Raw genomic sequence first — 21,622 nt, forward strand, 5'->3', positions numbered from 1 at the left:
AGTCTGCCATCAGGGCGCACCCACCCCACACTCGCTCCCCGTGCCCTGTTGGTGGTCTGCTGTCTTCAATTTCCCTTCGAGTTGGGATGCGCCGCCTCTTGCATCGGGGCGGCGCATTCGCGATAAACACGGCAAGCAACCCAAAGGCTCGCTATGACCGCACGAATCTACCAGCCCGCCCGCAATGCCATGCAATCCGGCCAGTCCAAAACCGAATGGCTGCTGGAGCATAGCCCCGCATCTGCCCGCGCGATTGACCCGCTGATGGGCTGGACCAGCGCGGCCGATACGCAAGCGCAGGTGAAGCTGAGATTTGAAAGCAAGGAGGCGGCCATCGCCTATGCCGCCGCCAACGGGATCGCCTATCAACTGGTCGAGCCCAAACCCCGCGCCCATAATCTGCGCAAGGGCGGCTATGGCGAAAACTTCGCCACCAACCGCCGCGGCGCCTGGACCCACTAGCCCCCCACCCCCGGCCCCGGCCCCGTAGCTCAACCGGATAGAGCGATTGACTTTAGATCTGGGGCTGGCGCCGCAGGAGGATGCGAATACAAAGGTCTGGAAACACGCAAGCAGCTTGCGAACCGATTTCATGACCATTATCGAAGAGCCACGGTCCCGTAGCTCAACTGGATAGAGCACCTGACTTCTAATCAGGATGTTGGGGGTTCGAGCCCTCCCGGGATCGCCATTTCTCCCTTCCAAGCCAAGGGTTTGTCTGCCAGAACTGGCCGCATGGCAAGAGAAGACATTGACCCCCGCATCCTCGCGATCCTCGGGCGGTACCACATTCGTGTCGCGGTGCGCTGTCACCAATTTTCAGTGTCGAAAACCCAACGCCCAAATCATCCGCAACCTGCCGCCGTGTCAGCCCGCTGGTCAGCGCAATTCGCACTGCATCCTTGCGGAACTCATCCGTTCTTCCCGTGACCATAGTTCGTCTACTTTGTTGCAGTAAATGCTACCAAAGAAACGGCATCAAACCGCGACAGGTCTATAGCGCGCCGCCGTTCGGTCGGGTGTTTCCACGATGGAGCGCAAGAGCGTTACCATTGGCTCAAGGCTGTCGGTCAGCACAAACCGCTCTGCCCGCCTGTGGTGGGCGGCATAGATCGTCATGGCGGCAGAGCCACAGAACGGTTCATAGAAGGTCTTGATGCTCTTGGGCAGGAAGTTGTCAATCATTGGGGCGAGCTTGCGCTTGCTACCTTGGTAGGGAATCGGGTGTGGCAATCCTGTCATTTTTCTCTCCTACCTTTGTTCGCGGATTGTTTCCAGCACATCTGTGGCCGGGCGGTCGTGCCATGCTCGGTCTTGCGGCAGCAGGATGCGGTGCGGTTAAGGTGCTGAGGTGGCACAGGGAACACCTTCCAGTGCGCGGCCGTGGTGCCTAGGCTTACCAGAGGCGTCTGCCAAAAGCAGCATGGCAAGCAGATCGGCAACTTGCAGGTGCCAGGCCCTTGTCTGCGTTGGTGCTTTCAATGGCGCAATGCAGGCCATAGGGTTTAGATTCGGACGACTTTGGGTGGCAGGAGGAGGCAATGCGGTCTGTGCCGGGGGTGGAGAATGCGCATGTTCGGATAGGCAGGTTTGCGCTTGTGTCGCGGATTCTCGGTTGCGAAACCCCGATTGTGGTTATCGAGGCGCCGGCGGGCACGGGTAAATCCTGGTTGATGGAGGATCTGTCGCGCAGGCTTGGCCTTGCTGTGAGCTGCGAATTGCATTGCCCCAACGGGCCGGTCTGCCTGTGGGATGTGCCGGATTGTGGCCAGTCGGGGCCGCTGCCAACCGATCTTCCCTCTACATGCAGGCTCATCATCGCCAAGCGCCCGGATACCGCAATTCCCGGACTGGCGCGTGCCGATGTCTATGGGAAGGTCAGCCGCATTCCCGCCGAATCGCTGCTCTTCTCGCTGGACGATCTGACAACCGTTTATCCCCGAAGCAAGGCCACCGATCTGCTTGCCCGAACCGGCGGCTGGGCCTGTCTGCTGGCGGCAGGTTCAACCCGCTCGGAAGAGGTGTTGGTCGAATTTTTACAGGCGGAGATTTTGGCAAAAGTGCCAACTGTGCGGCTTGTCTCGCTCGATGTTGCGCTGAACGAACCGGGCCAGAAACTTGGGCGCGGCGCCCTAAAATCTGTGCCGTTCATGGATGGACGCAGCGCGGCGTCGGGGCCATTGCCCGGCCCGATTGCCGCCTGCCGCGGCGCGCTTTGCACTGCACTGAACCGCACACTTGCCTTGCGCGCCGCCGATCCGGTGAATGTCAGGGCAATGGCCAATGCGCGCGCCACCTATGGGCAGTTTCCAGCGGCGATTGCGCTATTTCAGTCTATCGGCGTCTGGCAGGCCGCGTTGGAGGCGGTGCGTCAATCGGGGGGTGTGTTCTTCATTCACCGTTTTGGCAGCGATGCGTTGCATGACATGATTGCCGGATTTCCGCCCGAAATCGCCCATCACGCCGAACCGCTGGTGCTTGCGCGCGCAATTCAGGCAATCAAACGCGGTGAAATGACTCTTGCCTACCGTATTCTGGTCGACCGTTTCGGCCCCAACGCCCGGGATACGCGAAAGGTCATGGCTGCGCGCGACACATACAGCCTGTCGGTGCGTTTCTTCCGAATGCTCATGTTGGCATGGGAAGATATAGATATCGACGAAAGTCTGATCGAAGATTGCTATAAATTGCTGGCCGAACTGCCCGCGGGCGATGATTTGCGCCGCGGCTCGTTCTACAACGCCATGCTGGAACTCTATATTCGTAGCCGTCGGTTTGCCGAGGCCGAACATGTCGCAATTCGTGCAGCGATCCACTACGACAGGGTGGATGTGCCGATACTGTCGTTTTACATTGATCTGCATCGCAGCATTATCCAGCTCATGCGGGGTGATACGGCGGGGGCGCGCCAGCACAGCAACCGGGCGGGCGCGCAGCTTGCGAAAATTCGGTTTGAAAGCCCTGGCGATGCGCGGCTTTTGCAACTTTTGAATGCGTGCATCGCCTATGAAACCGGCGTTGCCGAGCCGCTTTTGCGGTTTCTGTCGGGCGATGTGGACGCGCTGGCCGATGGCGAAATCTGGCCCGCATTGCTGGAACTGGCACTTACCTATGGCAGCCAGGCGCTTGGCGAACATTTTTCGGCAGCGGCGGCGCGCAATTTTCTGGACCGTTGGCGCGTGACACAAAACCGTGCGGCGCAATTCGGGGGGCTGATCGATATTCGCGAGGTGGTGGCGTTGCAAAACGGCAACCGCTGGCAAGAGGCGCATGACCGTGCAAATGCGATGGAAACGCATGTAACGCTTGAATTCGTGACACGGTCAGGCAACGGACTTGCGCATTTGAGCGACAGGGATGATGTGGCAATGGCCTTGGTCTGGCTAAGGCACCTTGCGCAGACCAGCCCGACACGGGCCGGCCTGGCAGACCAGATATCTGCGCTGCTCGACAATGCGCACCTGACCGGGCGCCAAAGGCAGGCGGCGGAAATCTGGCTTGCCTTTGTGCTGCGCCGTCAGCGCCGCACGCAGGAATCCGAGTCGCAGTTGCGCCGCACTGCCGAACAGGCCGCCAGCCAGAACGCGGTGGCGTCTTTGAGCGAAGAGCGGATCTTTCTGGCAGACATGACCCGATTGAAGCGGCAATCCGAAGTGTTGGGCCGGTCGGATGCCGTGCGCCGCATCTTGCGGCAGGTGAAAGAAACCGGGCCCGGCCGCGCGCGTCGCGCCATTGAAAGCGGGCTGACGCGCCAGGAGCATCGGATACTTCATGCGCTGTCTGAAGGTGGCACCAACAAGGCGATTGCGCGGCTGATGGGGGTGAGCGAGGCGACTGTCAAATTCCATCTTTCCAATCTCTATCAGAAACTGGGCTGCGCGACTCGGCGTGACGCGGTGGAAGCGGCCCGCGCGCGTCGATTGCTCGGTTAACGTGCAATAACCTAGCCATATTTTTCAAAAACCTAGCCACTAGCCCCGTTGCTGAAGCGGGGGCTTTTGCTGATCCTTGGTGGATAATAGAGGCCGCACGCTTGGCGCCCACGCAACCCAAAGGAGGAATTCAATGACCAGAAGCTTATTGATGACGACGACCGCCGCCGCGCTGGCGCTTGGTCTTGCAGCGCCGAATGCTGCCACGGCGCAAACTGTGGTGACCATGAACACGGTTCAGATTTTTGGCACGATAGACCCGGCCAAGATCAGCGATTACACCGACTATATGGCTGCTGTGAACCTGTATGACAGCCTTGCAACCGTTGACAGCGGCGGCAACCTCGTGCCGCAGCTCGCCGAAAGCTGGGCCGTGTCGGACGATGCTTCTGAAGTGACATTCACGTTGCGCGCCGATGCCAGATTCAGCGATGGAAGCCCGGTTGAAGCCTCTGATGTGGTCTATTCATTCGAACGTCTGCTGCGCATCAACCAAGGTCCGGCAAACCTGTTTGCGGGTGTTATTGAAAGCGGCAATGTGGTTGCGCTCGATGCGCGGACGGTCAAATTCACGCTCTCGAAAACCTTTGCGCCCTTCATGTCCACCGTGCCTGCACTGATGATCGTCAATGAAGAGCTTGTCGCGGCGAATGCGGGCGATGATGACGCACAAACCTATTTGGCCGCCAATGTGGCCGGCTCTGGCGCCTACCTGCTTCAAAGCTGGGATCGCGGCAGCCGCATGATCGTGCGGCGTGATCCGAATTATTACGGCGAAATGCCCGACAACCCGATTGATGAAGTCCGCTGGATTGTAACGAATGACGAGGCGACTGTGCGCGCGCTGGCAGCCTCGGGTGAATTGACCATGTCTTCACAGTTTCAATCTCCCGAGACTTATGCGGCACTTGTGGAAATGGGGCGATTCACGCTGGAAAGTCGGCCAACAACGACCGCCTTCTACCTGAAGCTCAACAATCGCCGGGCGCCAACCGATGATGTGCGCATCCGCCGCGCCATTGCCTATGCGGTTGATTATGAAACCATCCGCGAGGTCATTTTCCCGGGCGAAGCCATGACTACGGTTCTGCCGGCAGGGTTTGAATCCTTTTTTGCCGATGATGTCGAAGGCCCGAGCTACAACCTGGAACGTGCGGCCGCAGAAATCGCGCAATCTTCCTATGCCGGCCAGCCAATTCCCATCACGCTTGGCTATGTGGCCGGAACGCTGTTTGAAGAGGAAATCAGCCTGTTGATGCAGGCAAATCTGGAATCGCTTGGCTTTGTCATAACCCAGCAGCCTGAACCCTGGAACCGGGTTACAGAAATTGCGGGCAGCCCGGACTCAACGCCGAATGCAAACCAGATCTTTTATGGCCCGACCTATCCCAGCCCGGATTCGATGTTCTACACGCAGTTCCATTCCGCCGCGTCCGGAACCTGGGCCAGCATGGATTGGCTACAAGACCCCGAGGTTGACGCGATGATTGACGCGGCGCGCGCCACCGGCGATGTTGCCGAACAGGCGGCGATTTACAAAGACATCCAGCGGTATCTGGCCGAGCAGATGGTCACGGTGCCTCTTCTGGCGCAAACCGTGCAGCACGCGATTGACACGTGCCTGACAGGCTTTGACCCTGTGCCGATGCAGTCATTCGACTATGACTTCGCCCGCTATAGCTGGACCTGCTGAGCGCGTCCAACGCCCGACCCGTGCGCCACAGCGGCCTCAGGGTCGGGCAGCCTGACTTAACCGAAAGCCCGTCATGGAATTCTTAGGCTTCCTTATGCGGCGGCTGCTCTGGTCGCTATTGGTGCTGTTTGGCCTGTCCGTCCTGATCTTTGCGATCGCGCGGGTGGTGCCGGGCGACCCGGCGCGCATGGCGCTTGGCCCCTCGGCTAGCGCCGAACAGGTTGCCGATTTGCAAGAATCCCTCGGCCTAAACAAACCGATGGTCGAGCAATATGGCCAGTTCCTGTCGGGGCTTGCGCGGGGCGACCTGGGGCGTTCGCTTCTGACGGAACAGCCGGTGAATGCCGATATCCGCAAAACATTCCCCGCAACGCTTGAGCTTGTGATCTTTACCATTCTGTTCGCCTTTGTCTTTGGCATACCGCTTGGTGTGGCCGCCGCGCGCTGGAAGGACCGCTGGCCCGACAATCTTGTCCGCGCGCTTGCCATAAGCTCGGCGGTGGTGCCTTCTTTCTTTCTGGCGCTATTGCTGCAAATCCTCGCCGGTTATGTGTTCAACATTCTGCCCACAACGGGCCGCCTGCCTGCCTCGATGAGTTATGATGCAAACATAACCGGCCTGATCCTGCTTGATAGCCTGCTGCAAGGCCGTTTCGATGTGTTCAGCGAAGGCGCACGGCACCTGCTGCTACCGACGCTTGCGCTGGGCATGGCAACGATGGGGCAGATCGCCAGAATTACCCGTGCCTCGATGATTGATGTCTCGCGGCAGGACTATATCGAAGCCGCGCGCGCCTTCGGCGTTCCAGCCCGGCTGCGCATGTTCAAATACATGCTGCGCCCCGCCTTCGTGCCGCCACTGACAATTACGGGACTCGAATTCGCCTCGCTGATAGGCAATGCCTTTGTGGTCGAGCTTATCTTCTCGTGGCCCGGCATGGCCAGCTACGGCATCCGCGCGATTGTCCAGAAAGATCTGAACGCGATTATGGGCGTTGTCATGGTGTCGGGTGCCTTCTTCGTGCTGGTAAACCTGTTGATTGACGTGCTTGTCGGCGTGGTTGACCCGCGCGTCCGGATCCGGGGGAGCCGCACATGAGCGAGCAAAAGGCGCTTTCAAACGCATGGCAGAACTGGTGGCGGTTTTCGCGCAACCCTACAGCCGTGATCGGCATGATCATCGTGATCACGTCGGTGACGCTGGCAATTTTTGCCCCGCTCATCACCCCATATCCCGAACATGTCGGCGCCTTTGTCGATTTTCGTAACCGCCATCAGCCGCCATCGGCTCTGAACTGGTTTGGCACCGACAATGTGGGGCGCGATATTTTCACCCGCGTGATTTTCGGGCTGCGTGTGTCGCTGATGCTGGCCGTTGTGGTGCTGGGAATTGCCATTCCCGTGGGTGTGACTTTAGGGCTGCTCGCGGGCTATTTTGGCGGCTGGGTCGAAATCGTGATCATGCGCATCACCGATATCGCGCTGGCCATTCCGCCACTGGTTATGGCGCTGGCCGTTGCGGCTGTGCTGACACCGTCGCTGACCAATTCGATGCTGGCCATCGCGCTGTTATGGTGGACATGGCACACACGGCTGATCTATTCGCTTACCCGCCAGCTGCGCAGCCAGGAATTTGTCGAGGCCGCCGAAACTTTGGGCGCATCCAAGGCGCATATCCTGTTTCGTGAAATCCTGCCGAATTGCGTTTCAGCCATCGCGGTCAAAACCTCGCTTGATGCAGGCTTTGTCATTCTCATCGGTGCGGCGCTCAGCTTCCTTGGGCTTGGCATCCAGCCGCCCACGCCCGACCTTGGCACAATGGTTGCCTCCGGCGCATCCTTCCTGCCGGATTACTGGTGGGAAAGCGTCTTGCCGGGCTGTGCAATCCTGTTTGTTGCACTTGGTTTCAACCTGCTGGGCGATGGGCTGCGCGACCTGTTCGATGTGGAGGATGTGCGATGAGCGCCCTTCTGTCGGTTCAGGATCTCAGCGTCAGCTTTACGACCTATGGCCGCACTGTGCAGGTTCTCAAATCTGTCAGCCTTGATGTGCCCGAAGGTGCGCAGATCGCACTTGTGGGTGAAAGCGGGTCCGGCAAATCGGTTACCATGAAAACAATCATGGGTATTCTGCCCATACCGCCCGCGCGCATTGACAGTGGCACCATCCTGTTTGACGGGCGCGACCTGCTGACCATGCCCGAGCGCGACCGGCTTCGCTTGCGCGGCACGGCGATGAGCATGGTGTTTCAGGATCCGATGTCATCGCTCAACCCGGTTTTTACCATCAAGGACCAGCTTGGCACCATTCTCAAATATGCCGACCGGCGGTTGGGGCGCACGCGCAATGCCCGCCAAAGGCTTGCGCGGATTCACGAGGTGCTGTCGCAGGTGCGAATGCGCGACCCCGAGCGCGTGGCCGCATCTTTCCCCATCATGCTGTCTGGGGGGATGCGCCAGCGCGTGCTGATCGCAATGGCGCTATTGTCAGAGCCGCGCCTGCTGATCGCAGATGAGCCGGGCACGGCGCTCGATGTCACGACCCAGGCCCAGATCCTCAAGCTGCTGAAAGACCTGGTCACCGAAAACGGGCTGGCCCTGCTGATGATCACCCATAACCTGGGCGTTGTGCGTGAAACCAGCGCCTATACCTATGTGATGAACAAGGGTGAAATCGTCGAGCATGGCCCGACGGCAGGTATCTTCGCGGCACCGCGACAGCCCTATACGCAAGACCTCATCGCCGCTGTTCCGCGCCTGACAGGGAGAGACGCATGAGCCCGGTTCTTGAGCTTCGCAACCTGACCAAAACCTTTGCCACAAAGCGCGCATTCGGGCGCAAGGGGGCCGAGGTGCGGGCCGTCAACAAAGTGTCGCTTGTCATAGAAAAGGGGCAGATTTACGGGCTGGCCGGCGAAAGCGGCTCTGGCAAATCGACCATTGCGCGGATGATCATGGGGCTTACCGGGCCCACTTCGGGCGATATTCTGATCAACGGCACCTCCATTCTTGGACGCGCTGCCAGCCTTGAGCATCGCCAGAAGGTGCAGATGGTGTTTCAAAACCCCGGCGCTTCGTTGAACCCGCGCCGGACGGTCGGGCAGTCCATTGCCGTTCCGCTGGTTGCGCATCATTACGCGGGCAATCGCGCGGCGCGCGTTGGCGCGTTGCTGGAAATGGTGCAACTGCCCGCGCATTTTGCCGACCGTTACCCGCACGAGCTTTCGGGCGGGCAGAAACAGCGCGTTGCGATTGCCCGCGCGCTGGCGGTCAATCCCAGCTTGCTGGTTCTGGATGAGCCGACTTCGGCGCTTGATGTTTCGGTTCAGGCAAAGGTGATCGACTTGCTCGAAGGGCTGGTCGCCGAACTTGGCCTGACCTTCCTGTTCATCAGCCACGACCTGTCGCTGATGCGGAATTTCGCCCAGACGGTGGGCATACTCTATCTGGGTGAGATCGTGGAGACCGGGCCGGTCGGGCCCGTTTTCGCGAACCCCCAGCACGACTATACGCGGCTCCTCATCGCCTCGGTCCCTGTTATCTCGGCCGAGGAAGAGGCGCTGCGCCCCCATATTCCGCTGATCAACGGCGAAATCCCAACCGCCGAAGCCCTGCTGGCGCTTCGTGAAGGCACACAACCAAAGGAAACACTCAAATGATCCGCATAGGCATTGATGTAGGCGGCACCAATACGGATGCTGTTGTGATGGACGGCACCAAGGTGCTTGCCGGCGTTAAGGCGCCCACATCCGGCGACGTTATGACAGGCGTTGTGGACGCGCTGAAAAAGGTGTTGGCCGAAGCGGATATTTCAGCCGACAAGGTCGATGTTGTCATGATCGGCACCACCCATTTTACCAATGCCGTTGTGCAGCGCCGCGATCTTGCGCAAACCGCCTGTGTGCGGCTCTGTCTGCCCGCAACTGCCAGCCTGCCGCCGATGGTTGATTGGCCCACAGATTTGCGCGATGAAATCGGTCATCACTGGTATCTGGCGCATGGGGGCAATGAATTTGATGGCCGCATCATCTCGCAACTGGATGAGGCCGAATTGCTGGGCATTGCCGATGATATCCGCGCCAAGGGTATAAAATCGGTCGCAGTTTCGGCCGTATTCTCGCCTGTTTCCAACGCGTTCGAAAAGCAGGCCGGCGAAATTCTGGCCCGCGCGCTGCCCGATGCACATATTACGCTTTCGGCCGAAATTGGCCGCGTGGGATTGCTTGAACGTGAGAATGCCGCAATCATGAATGCCTGTTTGCGCGATCTGTCGCGCGACGTTATCGCCGCGTTTCGCGGCGCGCTGGCCGATGTCGGCTTTCGTGGCCGCTTCTATCTGACCCAGAATGACGGCACGCTTATGGATGCAGCTTTTGCCGAGAAATTTCCGGTGCTGACCTTTGCCTCCGGCCCCACCAATTCAATGCGCGGCGCGGCCTTCCTTTCGGGTGTGCAGGACGCCATTGTCGTTGATATCGGCGGCACAACTGCCGATGTGGGGTGCTTGCAAAAAGGGTTTCCACGGCAAGCGGCGGTGGCAATCGAGGTGGGCGGCGTGCGCACCAATTTCCGAATGCCCGATGTGTTCTCCATCGGCCTTGGTGGCGGCTCGCTTGTGCAAGGCTCGGGCGAGGGTGTAACCGTCGGCCCGCAATCGGTTGGCTATCGCATTGCGACCGAGGCATTGATTTTCGGGGGTAGCACGCTAACGGCTTCGGATATTGTGGTGGCCGATGGCGGGGCCGATCTGGGTGACAAATCCAGGGTTGCGCATCTGGATGCGGCCTTGATCCGCGCTGCGCGCGACCGCATCGCCTTCATGCTTGAAGATTGTGTCGAGCGGGCGCGGGTTTCTGCCGAACCGCTGCCGGTAATCGTCGTCGGTGGCGGCTCGATCATCGTCGAAGGCAAAATTGCCGGGCTTGACCTTATCATGCCGAACCATTTTGCCGTGGCCAATGCCGTGGGTGCCGCCATTGCCCAGGTTTCGGGCGAGGTTGACCGGGTTTATGCGCTTGCCGAAATTGGCCGCAGCGAAGCCCTTGCCGATGCCAAAGCGCGCGCGACCGCTGCCGCGGTTGCCGCAGGCGCGCGCGAAGGGACAATCGAAATCGTCGATGTGGAAGATGTGCCACTGGCCTATCTGCCGGGAAATGCGACGCGCGTGCGCGTTAAAGCCGTGGGAGAGCTTCATGTTGAATGACGCTCGCTTCCCGCTGCAAGAATCCGATCTTTTGCCAATGTCCATCGGGGCCGCGTTGCTGGGCACTGGCGGCGGCGGCAACCCCTATATCGGAATGCTGCGATGCCGTGAATTGCTGCGAAAGGGCGCGACGGTTGACATTCTGCCGCTCGACGCCCTGCCGGATGATGCCTGGATTGGCGAGGTCGGTGGTATTGGCGCACCCGTTGTGGGCGTGGAAAAGTTTGAGCAGGGTGAAGAATGTCTGCGTGCCATGCGCGCCGTTGAAGAGGCTTCGGGTAAGCGCATGTCGGCCTTGATCTGCGCAGAGATCGGCGGGGCAAATTCAATGGAACCGCTGCTCACCGCCATGCAGGCCGGCCTGCCCGTGCTTGATGGTGACGGGATGGGCCGCGCCTTTCCCGAAGTGCAGATGACCACCTTCTTCATCTATGGTGCCGATGCCGCCCCGGCCGCAATTGCCGATGACAAGGGCAATGTCGTTGTTTTCCGGCATGTCCAGGACATGTATTGGCTGGAGCGTTTCGCACGCGACACCTCTGTTGCAATGGGCGCGGCGGCCGGGCTTGCCATTGCGCCAATGCGCATGGATTTCGTGCGCCGCACCGCCGTGCCGCGCACCATGACACAGGCGCTGCAGATCGGCCGCACGGTGCTGGATGCCCGCGCAAAGCGCCAGGATGTTGTGGACCGTGTGATTGCAACCACCGGCGCCACGCTGTTTTTCACCGGCAAGATAACCGACATCCAACGCCGAACCGAGGGCGGTTTTGCCCGCGGTGAGGCATTTATCGAAGGTTCGGGTGACTGGGCCGGCTCTGATGGGCGCATCGCCATCCAGAACGAAAACCTTGTGCTTTGGGTCGACGGCAAACCCGTGATCATGGTGCCCGATCTGATCATCAATCTCGATCTGGAAACCGGCGAGCCGCTCACCACCGAAGTGTTGCGCTATGGCCAGCGTTTGGCGGTGATCGGGCTTCCCGTGCATGACATGATGAAAACCCCCGAGGCGATGAAGGTCGTGGGGCCGCAGGCTTTTGGTTATCCGGACCTGAAATTCACCCCCCTTACCCTTGGCCCCATGCGCGCCTGAAAGGACAGAAACATGACAGTTATTCGCAAGATTGAAGTGGACGATCTCGAAGACATCGCCATTGGCGGCGCGGTTCTGGGCACGGGGGGCGGGGGCGATCCATATGTTGGCAAGCTCATGGCCCAGCAGGCCATTCGCAAATATGGGCCGGTTACACTTATAGATGTTGAAGGATTGGATGACGACGCACTTGTCGTGCCGGTCTGCATGATGGGCGCGCCCACCGTCATGACCGAGAAACTGCCCCAGGGTGACGAACTGATCAATGCGTTCAATGCGCTTGAAAGGGTCATGGGCCGCAAAATTGATGCCATTCTATGCGGCGAGGCGGGTGGCGTGAATTCGACAACACCCTTTGTCGTGGCGGCCGCCACCGGCTTGCCTCTGGTTGATGGCGATGGCATGGGCCGGGCATTTCCGGAATTGCAGATGGTCACTTTCACACTTGCGGGCGTATCGGCAACCCCGATGGTGCTGTGCGATGACAAGGGCAATTCCATTGTGCTTGAAACCGTCTCAAATGACTGGACCGAGCGGCTGGCGCGCGCGGCAACCATTGAAATGGGCGGATCGGCTTTGCTGGCCTTTTACCCGATGTCGGGCAAGACCGCCAAAGAAGCCGTAGTGCGTGGCACCCTGTCGCTTTGCGCCAAATGTGGTGAAACCCTGCGCAAAGCGCGCGCCGCACATGCCGACCCTGTGGCGGCGCTGGCAAGGCTTTTGGGCGCCCAGAACCTGTTTCACGGGCGGATAACCGATATCGAACGCCGCACGGTTGGCGGCTTTGCCCGTGGCCGCGCCATCATTGCGGGTGTCGAGAACCACCTGAATGAAACCATGACGCTCGACTTTCAGAATGAATTTCTGATTGCCGAAAAAGATGGGCAGGTGCTAGCGACCACGCCCGACCTGATCACCCTGCTCGAGGCTGACAGCGGGGCTCCGGTGACTGCGGATTCGCTCAAATATGGACAGCGCCTGATGGCATTGGCCTGGCCCTGCAACCCGCTTTGGGCAACCCCGGAAGGTATCAGGCTGGTCGGCCCGCGTTATTTCAAATATGACCACGATTATGTGCCGCTGGCGCGCTAGGCGGGCGTAAAGGCGCCGATTGCGCAGAAAATCCGCGAATATTCAAGGCTGCGCCTTGCGGCTGGCCTTGGCGTGGCAGGCTGGCCAACAGGTGAAGAAGCCTGATCAAAGTTTGGGATTTGCGCCTGGGCAAGCGCCCGGGCCGATCATCACTACGCGGCCTTCACATATCTCTTTGTGGACGCGTCGGTTCCGCTGCAACAATGTGTGGGCCAGGACCCGGCCGGGGGCGCCAGAACTCGAATTCATCATCCGCATTGCGCCGATCCGGTGCTTGAGGTCTGAAATCGGTTGACTGTGCAAATAAATATCCATAAATCATGAATTATGGATAAGTTAGACGCGCTTTCAGCTTTCGCCGCCCTTGGCCAGTCGACCCGGCTTGATGTGTTTCGTCTGTTGATGCAGGCGGGCAAGGCGGGAATGCTGGCGGGTGAAATCGGGGCCGCGCTGGATGTGCGGCAAAATACCATGTCGGCCAACCTGTCGGTTCTGGCGCGGGCCGGGCTTGTGCGCAGCGCGCGGCAGGGGCGCGGCATTCGCTATTTCGCCAATCTCGACGGGCTGCGCGGCTTGCTCGAATTCCTGATGGAGGATTGCTGCGGTGGCAGCCCCGCGCAATGCCAGCCCATCATCAATGCGCTGGCTTGCGCCGACTAGATTTACCCCCCTTAACACAGGACAGATGATGGCCGATACAACCGCACACCCACCCGCCGGGCTTGGGATTTTCGCACGCTGGCTTTCGCTTTGGGTGGCGCTGGCCATCGGGGCCGGGCTGGTGCTGGGCAACCTGCTTCCCGGCGCGTTTGGCGCATTGGCGGCGCTTGAAATTGCCTCCGTCAATCTGCCGGTTGCCGTGCTGATCTGGGCAATGGTTTACCCGATGATGGTCGGGGTCGACTTTGGTGCGCTGCGCCAGATCGGCCAGCGCCCGAAGGGGATTGTGCTGACGCTGGTCATCAACTGGCTGGTCAAGCCCTTTACGATGGCCGCCCTTGGTGTGCTGTTTTTCGACTATGTTTTCGCACCCTGGATCTCGCCTGAGAATGCACAGGCCTATCTGGCCGGGGTCATCCTGCTGGGGGCGGCGCCCTGCACGGCAATGGTGTTTGTCTGGTCGAACCTGACGCGCGGCAATGCGACCTATACGCTGGTGCAGGTGAGCGTGAATGATATCGTCATGGTCTTTGCCTTCGCCCCCATCGTGGCCCTGCTGTTGGGCATGACCGACATCATCGTGCCGTGGAACACCTTGCTGCTTTCGGTATTGCTTTACGTGCTGCTGCCGCTGGTTGCGGGCTTGCTGACGCGAATGCGGCTTGTGCGGGCAGGGGGCGTGGCGGCGGTGGACCGGTTCAAATCCCGCATCCAGCCGCTATCCGTGGCCGGGCTGCTGGTGACGGTGGTTCTGCTCTTCGGCTTTCAGGGTGGGGTGATTGTTGCGCAGCCAATGGTGATTGCGATGATCGCGGTGCCGTTGCTGATACAATCTTATGGCATATTTTTCCTGGCCTATTTTGCGGCGCGGGCCTGGCGGATTCCGTTTGACGTGGCCGCGCCCTGTGCGCTGATCGGCACGTCGAATTTCTTTGAACTTGCGGTTGCCGTGGCGATCAGCCTGTTTGGCCTTGGTTCGGGCGCGGCGCTGGCCACGGTTGTCGGGGTGCTGGTCGAAGTGCCGGTCATGCTGTCGCTTGTGGCATTTGCCAACCGCACCCGCCACTGGTTTGCCCAAGGAGAGACCGTATGACCATCGTCATCCACCACAATGAAGGGTGCGGCACCTCACGCCGCGTTCTGGGCATGATCGAGGCGGCGGGCGAAAAGCCGGTTGTCATCAATTATCTGGAAAGCGGCTGGACTCGTGCGCAGCTTCTGGGCCTGTTCGCCGCGGCCGATATCACGCCACGTGCCGCGCTGCGCACAACCCATTCCCCCGCCGAAGACCTTGGCCTGCTTGACCCGGCTGTCAGCGATGCCGCCCTGCTGGATGCGATGGTTCAGCATCCGGTGCTGGTCAACCGCCCGATCGTGTGTTCGCCCAAAGGTGTGCGCCTGTGTCGCCCGGCCGAGCTGGTGCAAACCCTGCTGGGCGATTAGGCCGCTGGCTGCCCCGACGCGCCGCGCCGGGGCAAACCCCTATTCGGCAGGCTCGGCCGCCAGCTTGTCTTGGGTGCGCAGCTTGAAATCCGAAGCATCGTGGCGCTCGTGCAACTGCCCCTCAAGCGGGCCCCATGTGCGGTTGACCATACGGCCGCGCTCCACGGCGGGGCGCTTGCGAATCTCCAGAGCCCAGCGGCGCAGGTTCTTGTAGGATTCAACATCGAGGAATTCGCTGGCGTTATAGGCATCGCCCGTGACCAGGTTGCCATACCAGGGCCAGGTCGCCATATCGGCGATGGTGTAGTCATCACCGCCCAGATAGCGGTTATTGGCAAGCTCACGGTCCAGCACATCCATCTGGCGCTTGGTTTCCATCGTGTAGCGGTTGATCGGATATTCGAATTTTTCGGGCGCATAGGCATAGAAATGCCCAAAGCCGCCCCCCAGATAGGGGGCCGAGCCCTGGAGCCAGAACAACCAGTTCATCACCTCGGTTCTATGCGCCGGATCTTTGGGCAGGAACGCCCCGAATTTTTCGGCCAGATACAGCAGGATTGCGCCCGATTCAAACACCCGGCTACCGGTTTCCGCATCAAACAGCGCAGGAATTTTGGAGTTCGGATTGACAGCCACAAACCCCGAGGAAAACTGATCACCCTTGTTGATATCGATCAGATAGGCATCGTATTCTGCGGCCGCAATCCCTTTGGCCAGCAGCTCTTCAAGCATGATCGTGATCTTCTGGCCGTTTGGCGTGGCGAGCGAATAGAGCTGCAAGGCGTGCTTACCGCGCGGCAGCTCCGCCTCGTGGGTTGCGCCGGCAATCGGGCGGTTGATCTTGGACCAGTTGCCGCCGTTTTCGGCATCCCATGTCCAAGTTTTCGGCGGGGAATAGGTTTTTGCAGTTGTCATAGCATATGCGTCCTTCAAACAATAATGCCCTATGGCGCATCCACATGCGGGCTGCGACAAACGGCTTTGTGCTTTAGATAGGCAGCATTGCGCCAAAAAACCAGAGGCCGGCAGCGGATTGGCTGGCGCACCCGACAGGATTCGAACCTGTGACCTCCGCCTTCGGAGGGCGGCGCTCTATCCAGCTGAGCTACGGGTGCGTTGAGGGTTCTATAAGATACTGCTTTCGCGGTTGCAATCGGGGAATGCGCGCAGCCTCTTGCGATCTCTTTCGCAGCGGCAAGGCTTGGGATACAGTTATACATGATGACGGAAGATAACGAAAATACCCCAGCCAAGCCGGACCCGGCCGAATTTTCGGTCGATAGCATCCTGTCGGCCATCCGCCAGCGGGTGACGGCTGAAACCGGTGCCCGCTATGCACGCGATTCCGCGCGAATGCAGCATGAAATGCTGGTGCTTCAGCCCGAGGCGCGCATAGATGACGGGCTTGGCGAAACCATCGCATCTTCCGGGGCGACCCTGCGCAGAAAGGTTGCACAGTCAGATGCAGCACTTGAAGCGCGCGTGCTTGAAATTCTGCTCAAAGCCCTGAAAAACCCCGCAAGCCCGTTGCGTGCCGCCCTGCGCGCCGCCCTGAAGGACGAGCCGGGCGGCTAACCATTTGGCGTGCCGGGCAGAATATCGGCCGCGGTCGGCACAGACAGGTTGCACACCAGCGGCGCGTCCGGCTCGTTGATCTGCTGCAAAAGCGCGCGCGCCAGATGCCGCCCGGCCTCGGTTGTGTCTTCGCGCACCAGCACAAGCTGGCGGCGGAAGACCCGCAACAGGTTGCTCACCTCTTTGGAGCCGATATCAATATCATGCCCAAGCCGCCGCCCGCTCGATTCTGCGGCATCGACCGATGCGATGGTTGCCGCCGTGGTGGCCGAAATGATCCCGTCAATACTGCTGTCGGCCTGCAGCGCGGCAAAGGTGCCGGCGCGAATGTCATCAATGTCATGATCCGCCGAAAACTCAGACAGGATCGCGCCCTTTATTCCCAGCGCCGCGCAGGTTTGCCTGAAGGCCTCGGCCATATGATGCGCATAGGACTGGATCAGCGGTGGCGGCACAAGCACAAGGTTTTTGCGGCCACGGCGCACAAGCTCGCGCACGATCAGGTCGGCATAGGCGCCATTGTCATAATCGACATAGCTGTGGGAAATCCCCATCTCGGTGCGCCCATGCGAGGAAAACGGGAAGTTTTCCTGGGTGAGCAGGCGCACGCGTTCGTCATTCAGCATGGTCTGGTTGAAGATAATGCCGTCGGCGGAATGGGTTTCTATCACATAGCGCACAGGGATCAGCGGGTCGGTATCGGGCGCATAGGGCATGACAACCAGATGATAGGGCGTGCCCTTCAACTCGTCGGAAATCGCATAGACCAGCTGCGCGGCATGGCCGATCACATCCTGCTGGCTCGACAGGACCAGCGCGATGACATTGGTCTTGCCCGTGCGCAGGCGCACGCCCGCGCGGTTGGGCCGATAGCCGATGGATTTGGCCACGCCGCGCACCTTTTCCTTGGTCGCCTGGCCAATGTCGGGCGCGTCATTCAATGCACGGCTGACCGTGGTTACCGCCAGCCCGGTCATCTGGGCGATGGTTTTCAGCGTCGGCTGCGACCGGCGCGCGGGCGAATCAACTGGGCGACTCATCAAGCAACTCCGCTCAAAAATACGGGCCGATTCGCATCGGCAATTTGTGGTGCAACTGCGAACAGCCCTATCGCAAACCCAAGCCGAAGGGGAACCCGCGCCGGGGTGGTTTCCGCTGATTTTCGCGAAAACCAATAGAAAATCTGGTGAGGGATTTGCTTATGCTGCATCTGCTCAGTTGGCCAGTATATACAATACTCTTGCCGCCAGTATGGGCGCAAAAAAAGCAAAATTGCCAGCTTGAAAATTTTACGGAAACGATTTAGCCTCTTATCTGTAACGATACAGTTGCAGGGAGAGAAACATTGAAAAAGACATCACTCGCCGTCGCACTGGCGGCAACCTTGGCGCTACCCGCCACGGCCACAGAACTGGAAGTAACCCATTGGTGGACATCGGGCGGCGAAGCTGCCGCGGTGGCTGAATTCGCAAAAGCATTCAATGCTGGCGGCGATACATGGGTTGACGGCGCGATTGCCGGCTCGGGCGGCACAGCGCGCCCCATCATCATTTCGCGCATTCTGGGCGGCCAGCCGATGGGCGCCACCCAGTTGAACCACGGCCGCCAGGCCGAAGAGCTGATCGAAGCCGGTCTGATGCTCGATATTACCGATCTGGCCGAAGCCGAAGGCTGGCGCGATTTTGTCAACCCGTCCTCGCTTCTGGACAGTTGCACGCTTGATGGCCGCATTTACTGCGTGCCCGTCAACATCCACTCGGCGCAGTGGATGTGGCTGAACAATGCCGCATTTGAAAAGGTTGGCCTGCCCGTGCCCACCAATTGGGACGAATTTGTAGCCGCCGGCCCCGCGCTGGAAGCAGCCGGCATCGTGCCCTTGGCGATGGGTCAGCAAAGCTGGCAGACACAGCTCGCCTTTGGTGCGCTGGCCATTGCGCTGCTCGACTATGACACATGGGCAGCCGTGAACACCGAAAAGAACGCCGAAGTGGCGGCAGGCGCGGAATATCGCCGCGTGTTTGAAGCGTTCGACGATGCGCGCCGTCTGGCCGTTGGCTCGAATGTGCAAGACTGGAACCAGGCCACCAATATGGTGATTACCGGCACCGCCGCCGCACAGATCCACGGCGACTGGGCGCAGGGCGAATTCCAGGTTGCCGGCCAGGTTGCGGGTGAAGATTACACCTGTCTGCCGGGTCTTGGCTTCAACGACGTTCTCGATACCGGTGGTGACGCCTTCTACTTCCCGGTCAATGACGATCCGGAAATCACAGCCGCCCAGCTTCGTCTGGCCAGCCTGCTGATCTCCAAGGATGTGCAGGTTGCCTTCAACCTGAAAAAGGGCTCGCTGCCCGTGCGTGGCGATATCGACCTTTCGGCTGCAAACGCCTGTATGCAGAAAGGCCTTGAAATTCTGGCTTCCGGCAACATCCTGCCCGGTGGTGCCCAGAACTTCTCGGAAGATACCAACACCCAGCTCAACGACCTGATGACAGCCTTCTGGAATGACCTGTCGATCACGGTTGATCAGGTGCAGGCTGACTATGCAGCCATCATCGCATCTGCCGACTAGGCAGGCGCCAAACCGGCCGCCAGCCCCGCGCTGGCGGCCGCGTTTCTTGGGAAATGTTTGTGCATTTACTTGGCCTTGCGGCCATAGTTTCACCATTTCCACAGCCAAAAGGACTGGATGACAGATGACGCGAACTGCGCAAAAGCTTTTTGTCCGCGCGCTCGCCGCAACCGCTATTCTTGTGCTGGCCACTCGGCTTGGTCTGGGTGCGGCGTTTGAGGCGGTTGTCGGAAATGCGGGGGGGTTCATTGCCAACGCCCTGCCCTGGGTCGCGCTTGCCGTGGCCGCCTATGCGGTGTTTCGCACTTGGAGCGGGTTGAAGCCGCAGCTTGTGCTGAAGGGAAATTCACGCAAACGCCAGATTATCGGCTATCTGATATTCAGCGTGGTTTGCGCCTTGATCTGGCTATACGGCATGGGCGTCTTTGGCCGCCTGTCGAATGATTACAAGGCATTTCGCACCATCCTGAACACGCTTTACCCGTTCAGCGCACCGCTTGGGGTCATGCTGTTCTTGGGCGCGATTTTGCTGCTGGTCACCGGCTCGATTGATGATCGCAGCCGCATTCCCGGCCCGGCCGAACGGCTGCTTGGGGGAAACCTGTCAGCCAAGGTCGCCGCCTTGCCGATGATGCTGACAGCCCTTGGCGTGTTTGTTGGTGCCACGCTGTGGACGGTCTATCACTCCTTCACCAATTCCAAGCTTCTGCCAAAATCCGACCTGATCGGCTTTGACCAGTATGAACGGCTGTGGAGCAGTTCACGCTGGCTCATCTCAATCGAAAACCTTGTCATTTATGGCGTCTGTTCGCTGATTTTCTCGCTGGTGATCGGCTTCATGCTGGCTGTGCTGCTCGACCAGAAAATCCGCTTTGAAAACACCTTCCGCTCGATCTTCCTGTTTCCCTTCGCGCTCAGCTTCATTGTGACCGGCCTTGTCTGGCAATGGATTCTGACCCCCGAATTCGGTGTGCAGGCGATTGTGCGCAGTTTGGGGTTTGAAAGCTTCACCTTCGATCCGCTTTATGACGCCGATATCGTCATCTATGGCATTCTCATCGCCGGGCTCTGGCAGGGCACCGGGCTGATCATGTGCCTGATGCTGGCCGGCCTGCGCGGGATTGACGAGGAGATCTGGAAAGCCGCACGGGTCGACGGTATCCCCGCCTGGAAAACCTATATCTTCATCATCATCCCGATGATGCGCCCGGTCTTCATAACCACACTCGTGATCATCGCTGCCGGCATCGTCAAGGTTTATGACCTTGTCGTGGCGCAAACCTCCGGCGGGCCGGGGCTCGCCTCGGAAGTGCCGGCGAAATACGTTTACGACTACATGTTCGGCGGCCAGAACCTCGCCCAGGGTTTTGCGGGCTCGACCATGATGCTGCTTTCGGTGCTGATCGTCATCATCCCGTGGGCCTATCTCGAATTCAAGGGGAAGAAGACTCATGGTTGATGCAAGCACAGCATTCGAGGGGCCAAGCGGCACCAAGCCGCGCCGCGCCCTGTCACGCCGCAATATCATCCTTTACGGCACGCTCATCCTCATCGCGGTCTACTACCTGCTGCCGCTTTACGTGATGGTGGTCACATCGCTCAAGGGTATGCCCGAAATCCGGCTTGGCAATATCTTCTCACCCCCGGTGGAGATCACCTTCGAACCCTGGGTCAAGGCCTGGTCGGAGGCTTGCACCGGGCTGAACTGCGACGGGCTCAGCCGCGGTTTCTGGAACTCGGTGCAGATCATGGTGCCCTCGGTGGTGCTGTCTATCGCCATTGCCTCGGTCAATGGCTATGCGCTGGCCAACTGGCGCTTCAAGGGGGCGAACATCTTCTTCACCATCCTGATTTTCGGCGCCTTCATCCCCTATCAGGTGATGATCTATCCGCTGGTGATCATGCTGCGCGAAATGGGGCTTTACACCAAGCTGGGTGGCCTTGTGATCGTGCATTCCATCTTCGGTATGCCCATCCTGACGCTGCTGTTCCGCAACTACTTCACCTCGCTGCCCGAAGAGCTGTTCAAGGCCGCGCGTGTCGACGGGGCGGGGTTCTGGGGCATTTTCTTCAAAATCATGATGCCGATGAGCCTGCCGATTTTCGTGGTGGCGATCATCCTTCAGGTGACAGGCATCTGGAACGACTTCCTCTTCGGCGTGATCTATACCAAACCCGATAACTACCCCATGACGGTGCAGCTCAATAACATCGTGAACTCGGTGCAGGGGGTGAAGGAATATAACGTCAACATGGCCGCGACGATCCTTACAGGATTGGTGCCATTGGTTGTCTATTTCGTATCGGGAAAACTGTTCGTGCGCGGCATCGCCGCTGGCGCGGTGAAAGGCTAAAAG

20 protein-coding genes, 2 tRNA genes and 1 pseudogene are annotated in these 21,622 nt (G+C 59.6%); 18 read left to right on the forward strand and 5 right to left on the reverse strand.

The window, feature by feature from the left end:
• Positions 1 to 153: 153 nt before the first annotated feature.
• Positions 154 to 462: an NADH dehydrogenase ubiquinone Fe-S protein 4 gene (locus LGT41_RS08050; protein ID WP_274126341.1), complete on the forward strand. Its 309-nt coding sequence runs from the start codon at positions 154 to 156 to the stop codon at positions 460 to 462.
• A 152-nt stretch (positions 463 to 614) separates the two neighbouring features.
• Positions 615 to 691: transfer RNA gene (locus LGT41_RS08055), tRNA-Arg, on the forward strand.
• Between the two features lie 80 nt (positions 692 to 771).
• Here the strand turns inward: LGT41_RS08055 and LGT41_RS08060 are convergent.
• Together LGT41_RS08060 and LGT41_RS08065 are read right to left on the reverse strand one after the other, a co-directional pair.
• A pseudogene (locus tag LGT41_RS08060) lies at positions 772 to 934 on the reverse strand (transposase); the annotation flags it as partial.
• 44 nt (positions 935 to 978) lie between these two features.
• A complete protein-coding gene (locus LGT41_RS08065) occupies positions 979 to 1,242 on the reverse strand; it encodes a DNA adenine methylase (protein WP_274126342.1) in 264 nt (87 codons plus the stop codon).
• A gap of 299 nt (positions 1,243 to 1,541) precedes the next feature.
• On the opposite strand from LGT41_RS08065, the gene LGT41_RS08070 reads away from it, so the two are divergent.
• The 12 genes from LGT41_RS08070 to LGT41_RS08125 all read left to right on the forward strand — a co-directional run bounded on the left by LGT41_RS08070 (position 1,542) and on the right by LGT41_RS08125 (position 15,118).
• On the forward strand, positions 1,542 to 3,932 hold the full coding sequence (locus LGT41_RS08070; protein ID WP_274126343.1) for a helix-turn-helix transcriptional regulator: 2,391 nt from the start codon (positions 1,542 to 1,544) through the stop codon (positions 3,930 to 3,932).
• A gap of 133 nt (positions 3,933 to 4,065) precedes the next feature.
• Complete coding sequence (locus LGT41_RS08075; protein WP_274126344.1) at positions 4,066 to 5,625, forward strand: ABC transporter substrate-binding protein; 1,560 nt, start codon at positions 4,066 to 4,068, stop codon at positions 5,623 to 5,625.
• 94 nt (positions 5,626 to 5,719) lie between these two features.
• Positions 5,720 to 6,724: an ABC transporter permease gene (locus LGT41_RS08080; RefSeq protein ID WP_274126345.1), complete on the forward strand. Its 1,005-nt coding sequence runs from the start codon at positions 5,720 to 5,722 to the stop codon at positions 6,722 to 6,724.
• Positions 6,721 to 7,587: an ABC transporter permease gene (locus tag LGT41_RS08085; protein WP_274126346.1), complete on the forward strand. Its 867-nt coding sequence runs from the start codon at positions 6,721 to 6,723 to the stop codon at positions 7,585 to 7,587. Before LGT41_RS08080 ends, LGT41_RS08085 begins: the two co-directional genes overlap by 4 nt.
• Positions 7,584 to 8,402: an ABC transporter ATP-binding protein gene (locus tag LGT41_RS08090; RefSeq protein WP_274126348.1), complete on the forward strand. Its 819-nt coding sequence runs from the start codon at positions 7,584 to 7,586 to the stop codon at positions 8,400 to 8,402. The genes LGT41_RS08085 and LGT41_RS08090 overlap by 4 nt, the downstream gene beginning before the upstream one ends.
• The gene (locus LGT41_RS08095) at positions 8,399 to 9,283 is read left to right on the forward strand and encodes an ATP-binding cassette domain-containing protein (protein WP_274126351.1); all 885 of its coding nucleotides are present in this window, start codon (positions 8,399 to 8,401) and stop codon (positions 9,281 to 9,283) included. Before LGT41_RS08090 ends, LGT41_RS08095 begins: the two co-directional genes overlap by 4 nt.
• A complete protein-coding gene (locus LGT41_RS08100; RefSeq protein WP_274126353.1) occupies positions 9,280 to 10,827 on the forward strand; it encodes a hydantoinase/oxoprolinase family protein in 1,548 nt (515 codons plus the stop codon). Before LGT41_RS08095 ends, LGT41_RS08100 begins: the two co-directional genes overlap by 4 nt.
• On the forward strand, positions 10,817 to 11,923 hold the full coding sequence (locus tag LGT41_RS08105) for a DUF917 domain-containing protein (protein WP_274126355.1): 1,107 nt from the start codon (positions 10,817 to 10,819) through the stop codon (positions 11,921 to 11,923). The genes LGT41_RS08100 and LGT41_RS08105 overlap by 11 nt, the downstream gene beginning before the upstream one ends.
• Positions 11,924 to 11,935: 12 nt before the next feature.
• Positions 11,936 to 13,015, forward strand: a complete 1,080-nt coding sequence (locus LGT41_RS08110) for a DUF917 domain-containing protein (protein WP_274126356.1) — start codon at positions 11,936 to 11,938, stop codon at positions 13,013 to 13,015.
• A gap of 327 nt (positions 13,016 to 13,342) precedes the next feature.
• On the forward strand, positions 13,343 to 13,675 hold the full coding sequence (locus LGT41_RS08115) for an ArsR/SmtB family transcription factor (RefSeq protein WP_274126357.1): 333 nt from the start codon (positions 13,343 to 13,345) through the stop codon (positions 13,673 to 13,675).
• Positions 13,676 to 13,703: 28 nt separating this feature from the next.
• Entirely contained in the window at positions 13,704 to 14,768 is a 1,065-nt protein-coding gene (arsB, locus tag LGT41_RS08120; protein ID WP_274129691.1) for an ACR3 family arsenite efflux transporter, read from the forward strand.
• Positions 14,765 to 15,118 carry an arsenate reductase family protein gene (locus LGT41_RS08125; RefSeq protein ID WP_274126358.1) on the forward strand — a complete coding sequence of 118 codons (354 nt, stop codon included), beginning with the start codon at positions 14,765 to 14,767 and terminating at the stop codon, positions 15,116 to 15,118. Before arsB ends, LGT41_RS08125 begins: the two co-directional genes overlap by 4 nt.
• Positions 15,119 to 15,157: 39 nt before the next feature.
• Here the strand turns inward: LGT41_RS08125 and yghU are convergent, their stop codons facing one another.
• Both yghU and LGT41_RS08135 read right to left on the reverse strand, forming a co-directional pair.
• Positions 15,158 to 16,033, reverse strand: a complete 876-nt coding sequence (gene yghU, locus LGT41_RS08130; protein WP_274126359.1) for a glutathione-dependent disulfide-bond oxidoreductase — start codon at positions 16,031 to 16,033, stop codon at positions 15,158 to 15,160.
• Between the two features lie 123 nt (positions 16,034 to 16,156).
• Positions 16,157 to 16,233: transfer RNA gene (locus LGT41_RS08135), tRNA-Arg, on the reverse strand.
• Between the two features lie 103 nt (positions 16,234 to 16,336).
• On the opposite strand from LGT41_RS08135, the gene LGT41_RS08140 reads away from it, so the two are divergent.
• Positions 16,337 to 16,693 carry a hypothetical protein gene (locus LGT41_RS08140; protein WP_274126360.1) on the forward strand — a complete coding sequence of 119 codons (357 nt, stop codon included), beginning with the start codon at positions 16,337 to 16,339 and terminating at the stop codon, positions 16,691 to 16,693.
• Here LGT41_RS08140 and LGT41_RS08145 read toward each other — a convergent pair.
• Positions 16,690 to 17,733 carry a LacI family transcriptional regulator gene (locus tag LGT41_RS08145; protein ID WP_274126362.1) on the reverse strand — a complete coding sequence of 348 codons (1,044 nt, stop codon included), beginning with the start codon at positions 17,731 to 17,733 and terminating at the stop codon, positions 16,690 to 16,692. The genes LGT41_RS08140 and LGT41_RS08145 overlap by 4 nt on opposite strands.
• A 305-nt stretch (positions 17,734 to 18,038) precedes the next feature.
• On the opposite strand from LGT41_RS08145, the gene LGT41_RS08150 reads away from it, so the two are divergent.
• The 3 genes from LGT41_RS08150 to LGT41_RS08160 all read left to right on the forward strand — a co-directional run bounded on the left by LGT41_RS08150 (position 18,039) and on the right by LGT41_RS08160 (position 21,619).
• Positions 18,039 to 19,265: an ABC transporter substrate-binding protein gene (locus LGT41_RS08150; RefSeq protein WP_274126363.1), complete on the forward strand. Its 1,227-nt coding sequence runs from the start codon at positions 18,039 to 18,041 to the stop codon at positions 19,263 to 19,265.
• Between the two features lie 628 nt (positions 19,266 to 19,893).
• Complete coding sequence (locus tag LGT41_RS08155) at positions 19,894 to 20,724, forward strand: carbohydrate ABC transporter permease (RefSeq protein WP_274129692.1); 831 nt, start codon at positions 19,894 to 19,896, stop codon at positions 20,722 to 20,724.
• Complete coding sequence (locus LGT41_RS08160; RefSeq protein ID WP_274126364.1) at positions 20,717 to 21,619, forward strand: carbohydrate ABC transporter permease; 903 nt, start codon at positions 20,717 to 20,719, stop codon at positions 21,617 to 21,619. Before LGT41_RS08155 ends, LGT41_RS08160 begins: the two co-directional genes overlap by 8 nt.
• The last annotated feature ends 3 nt before the right edge of the window (positions 21,620 to 21,622 follow it).

It is taken from the genome of Abyssibius alkaniclasticus (assembly GCF_020447305.1).
Classification (GTDB): Bacteria; Pseudomonadota; Alphaproteobacteria; order Rhodobacterales; family Rhodobacteraceae; genus Abyssibius; species Abyssibius alkaniclasticus.

Coding starts and splice junctions, on each gene's coding strand:
- LGT41_RS08050 (WP_274126341.1), top strand. CDS start 154: ATGACCGCACGAATCTACCAGCCCGCCCGCAATGCCATGCAATCCGGC.
- LGT41_RS08065 (WP_274126342.1), bottom strand. CDS start 1,242: ATGACAGGATTGCCACACCCGATTCCCTACCAAGGTAGCAAGCGCAAG.
- LGT41_RS08070 (WP_274126343.1), top strand. CDS start 1,542: ATGCGGTCTGTGCCGGGGGTGGAGAATGCGCATGTTCGGATAGGCAGG.
- LGT41_RS08075 (WP_274126344.1), top strand. CDS start 4,066: ATGACCAGAAGCTTATTGATGACGACGACCGCCGCCGCGCTGGCGCTT.
- LGT41_RS08080 (WP_274126345.1), top strand. CDS start 5,720: ATGCGGCGGCTGCTCTGGTCGCTATTGGTGCTGTTTGGCCTGTCCGTC.
- LGT41_RS08085 (WP_274126346.1), top strand. CDS start 6,721: ATGAGCGAGCAAAAGGCGCTTTCAAACGCATGGCAGAACTGGTGGCGG.
- LGT41_RS08090 (WP_274126348.1), top strand. CDS start 7,584: ATGAGCGCCCTTCTGTCGGTTCAGGATCTCAGCGTCAGCTTTACGACC.
- LGT41_RS08095 (WP_274126351.1), top strand. CDS start 8,399: ATGAGCCCGGTTCTTGAGCTTCGCAACCTGACCAAAACCTTTGCCACA.
- LGT41_RS08100 (WP_274126353.1), top strand. CDS start 9,280: ATGATCCGCATAGGCATTGATGTAGGCGGCACCAATACGGATGCTGTT.
- LGT41_RS08105 (WP_274126355.1), top strand. CDS start 10,817: ATGTTGAATGACGCTCGCTTCCCGCTGCAAGAATCCGATCTTTTGCCA.
- LGT41_RS08110 (WP_274126356.1), top strand. CDS start 11,936: ATGACAGTTATTCGCAAGATTGAAGTGGACGATCTCGAAGACATCGCC.
- LGT41_RS08115 (WP_274126357.1), top strand. CDS start 13,343: ATGGATAAGTTAGACGCGCTTTCAGCTTTCGCCGCCCTTGGCCAGTCG.
- arsB (WP_274129691.1), top strand. CDS start 13,704: ATGGCCGATACAACCGCACACCCACCCGCCGGGCTTGGGATTTTCGCA.
- LGT41_RS08125 (WP_274126358.1), top strand. CDS start 14,765: ATGACCATCGTCATCCACCACAATGAAGGGTGCGGCACCTCACGCCGC.
- yghU (WP_274126359.1), bottom strand. CDS start 16,033: ATGACAACTGCAAAAACCTATTCCCCGCCGAAAACTTGGACATGGGAT.
- LGT41_RS08140 (WP_274126360.1), top strand. CDS start 16,337: ATGATGACGGAAGATAACGAAAATACCCCAGCCAAGCCGGACCCGGCC.
- LGT41_RS08145 (WP_274126362.1), bottom strand. CDS start 17,733: ATGAGTCGCCCAGTTGATTCGCCCGCGCGCCGGTCGCAGCCGACGCTG.
- LGT41_RS08155 (WP_274129692.1), top strand. CDS start 19,894: ATGATGCTGACAGCCCTTGGCGTGTTTGTTGGTGCCACGCTGTGGACG.
- LGT41_RS08160 (WP_274126364.1), top strand. CDS start 20,717: ATGGTTGATGCAAGCACAGCATTCGAGGGGCCAAGCGGCACCAAGCCG.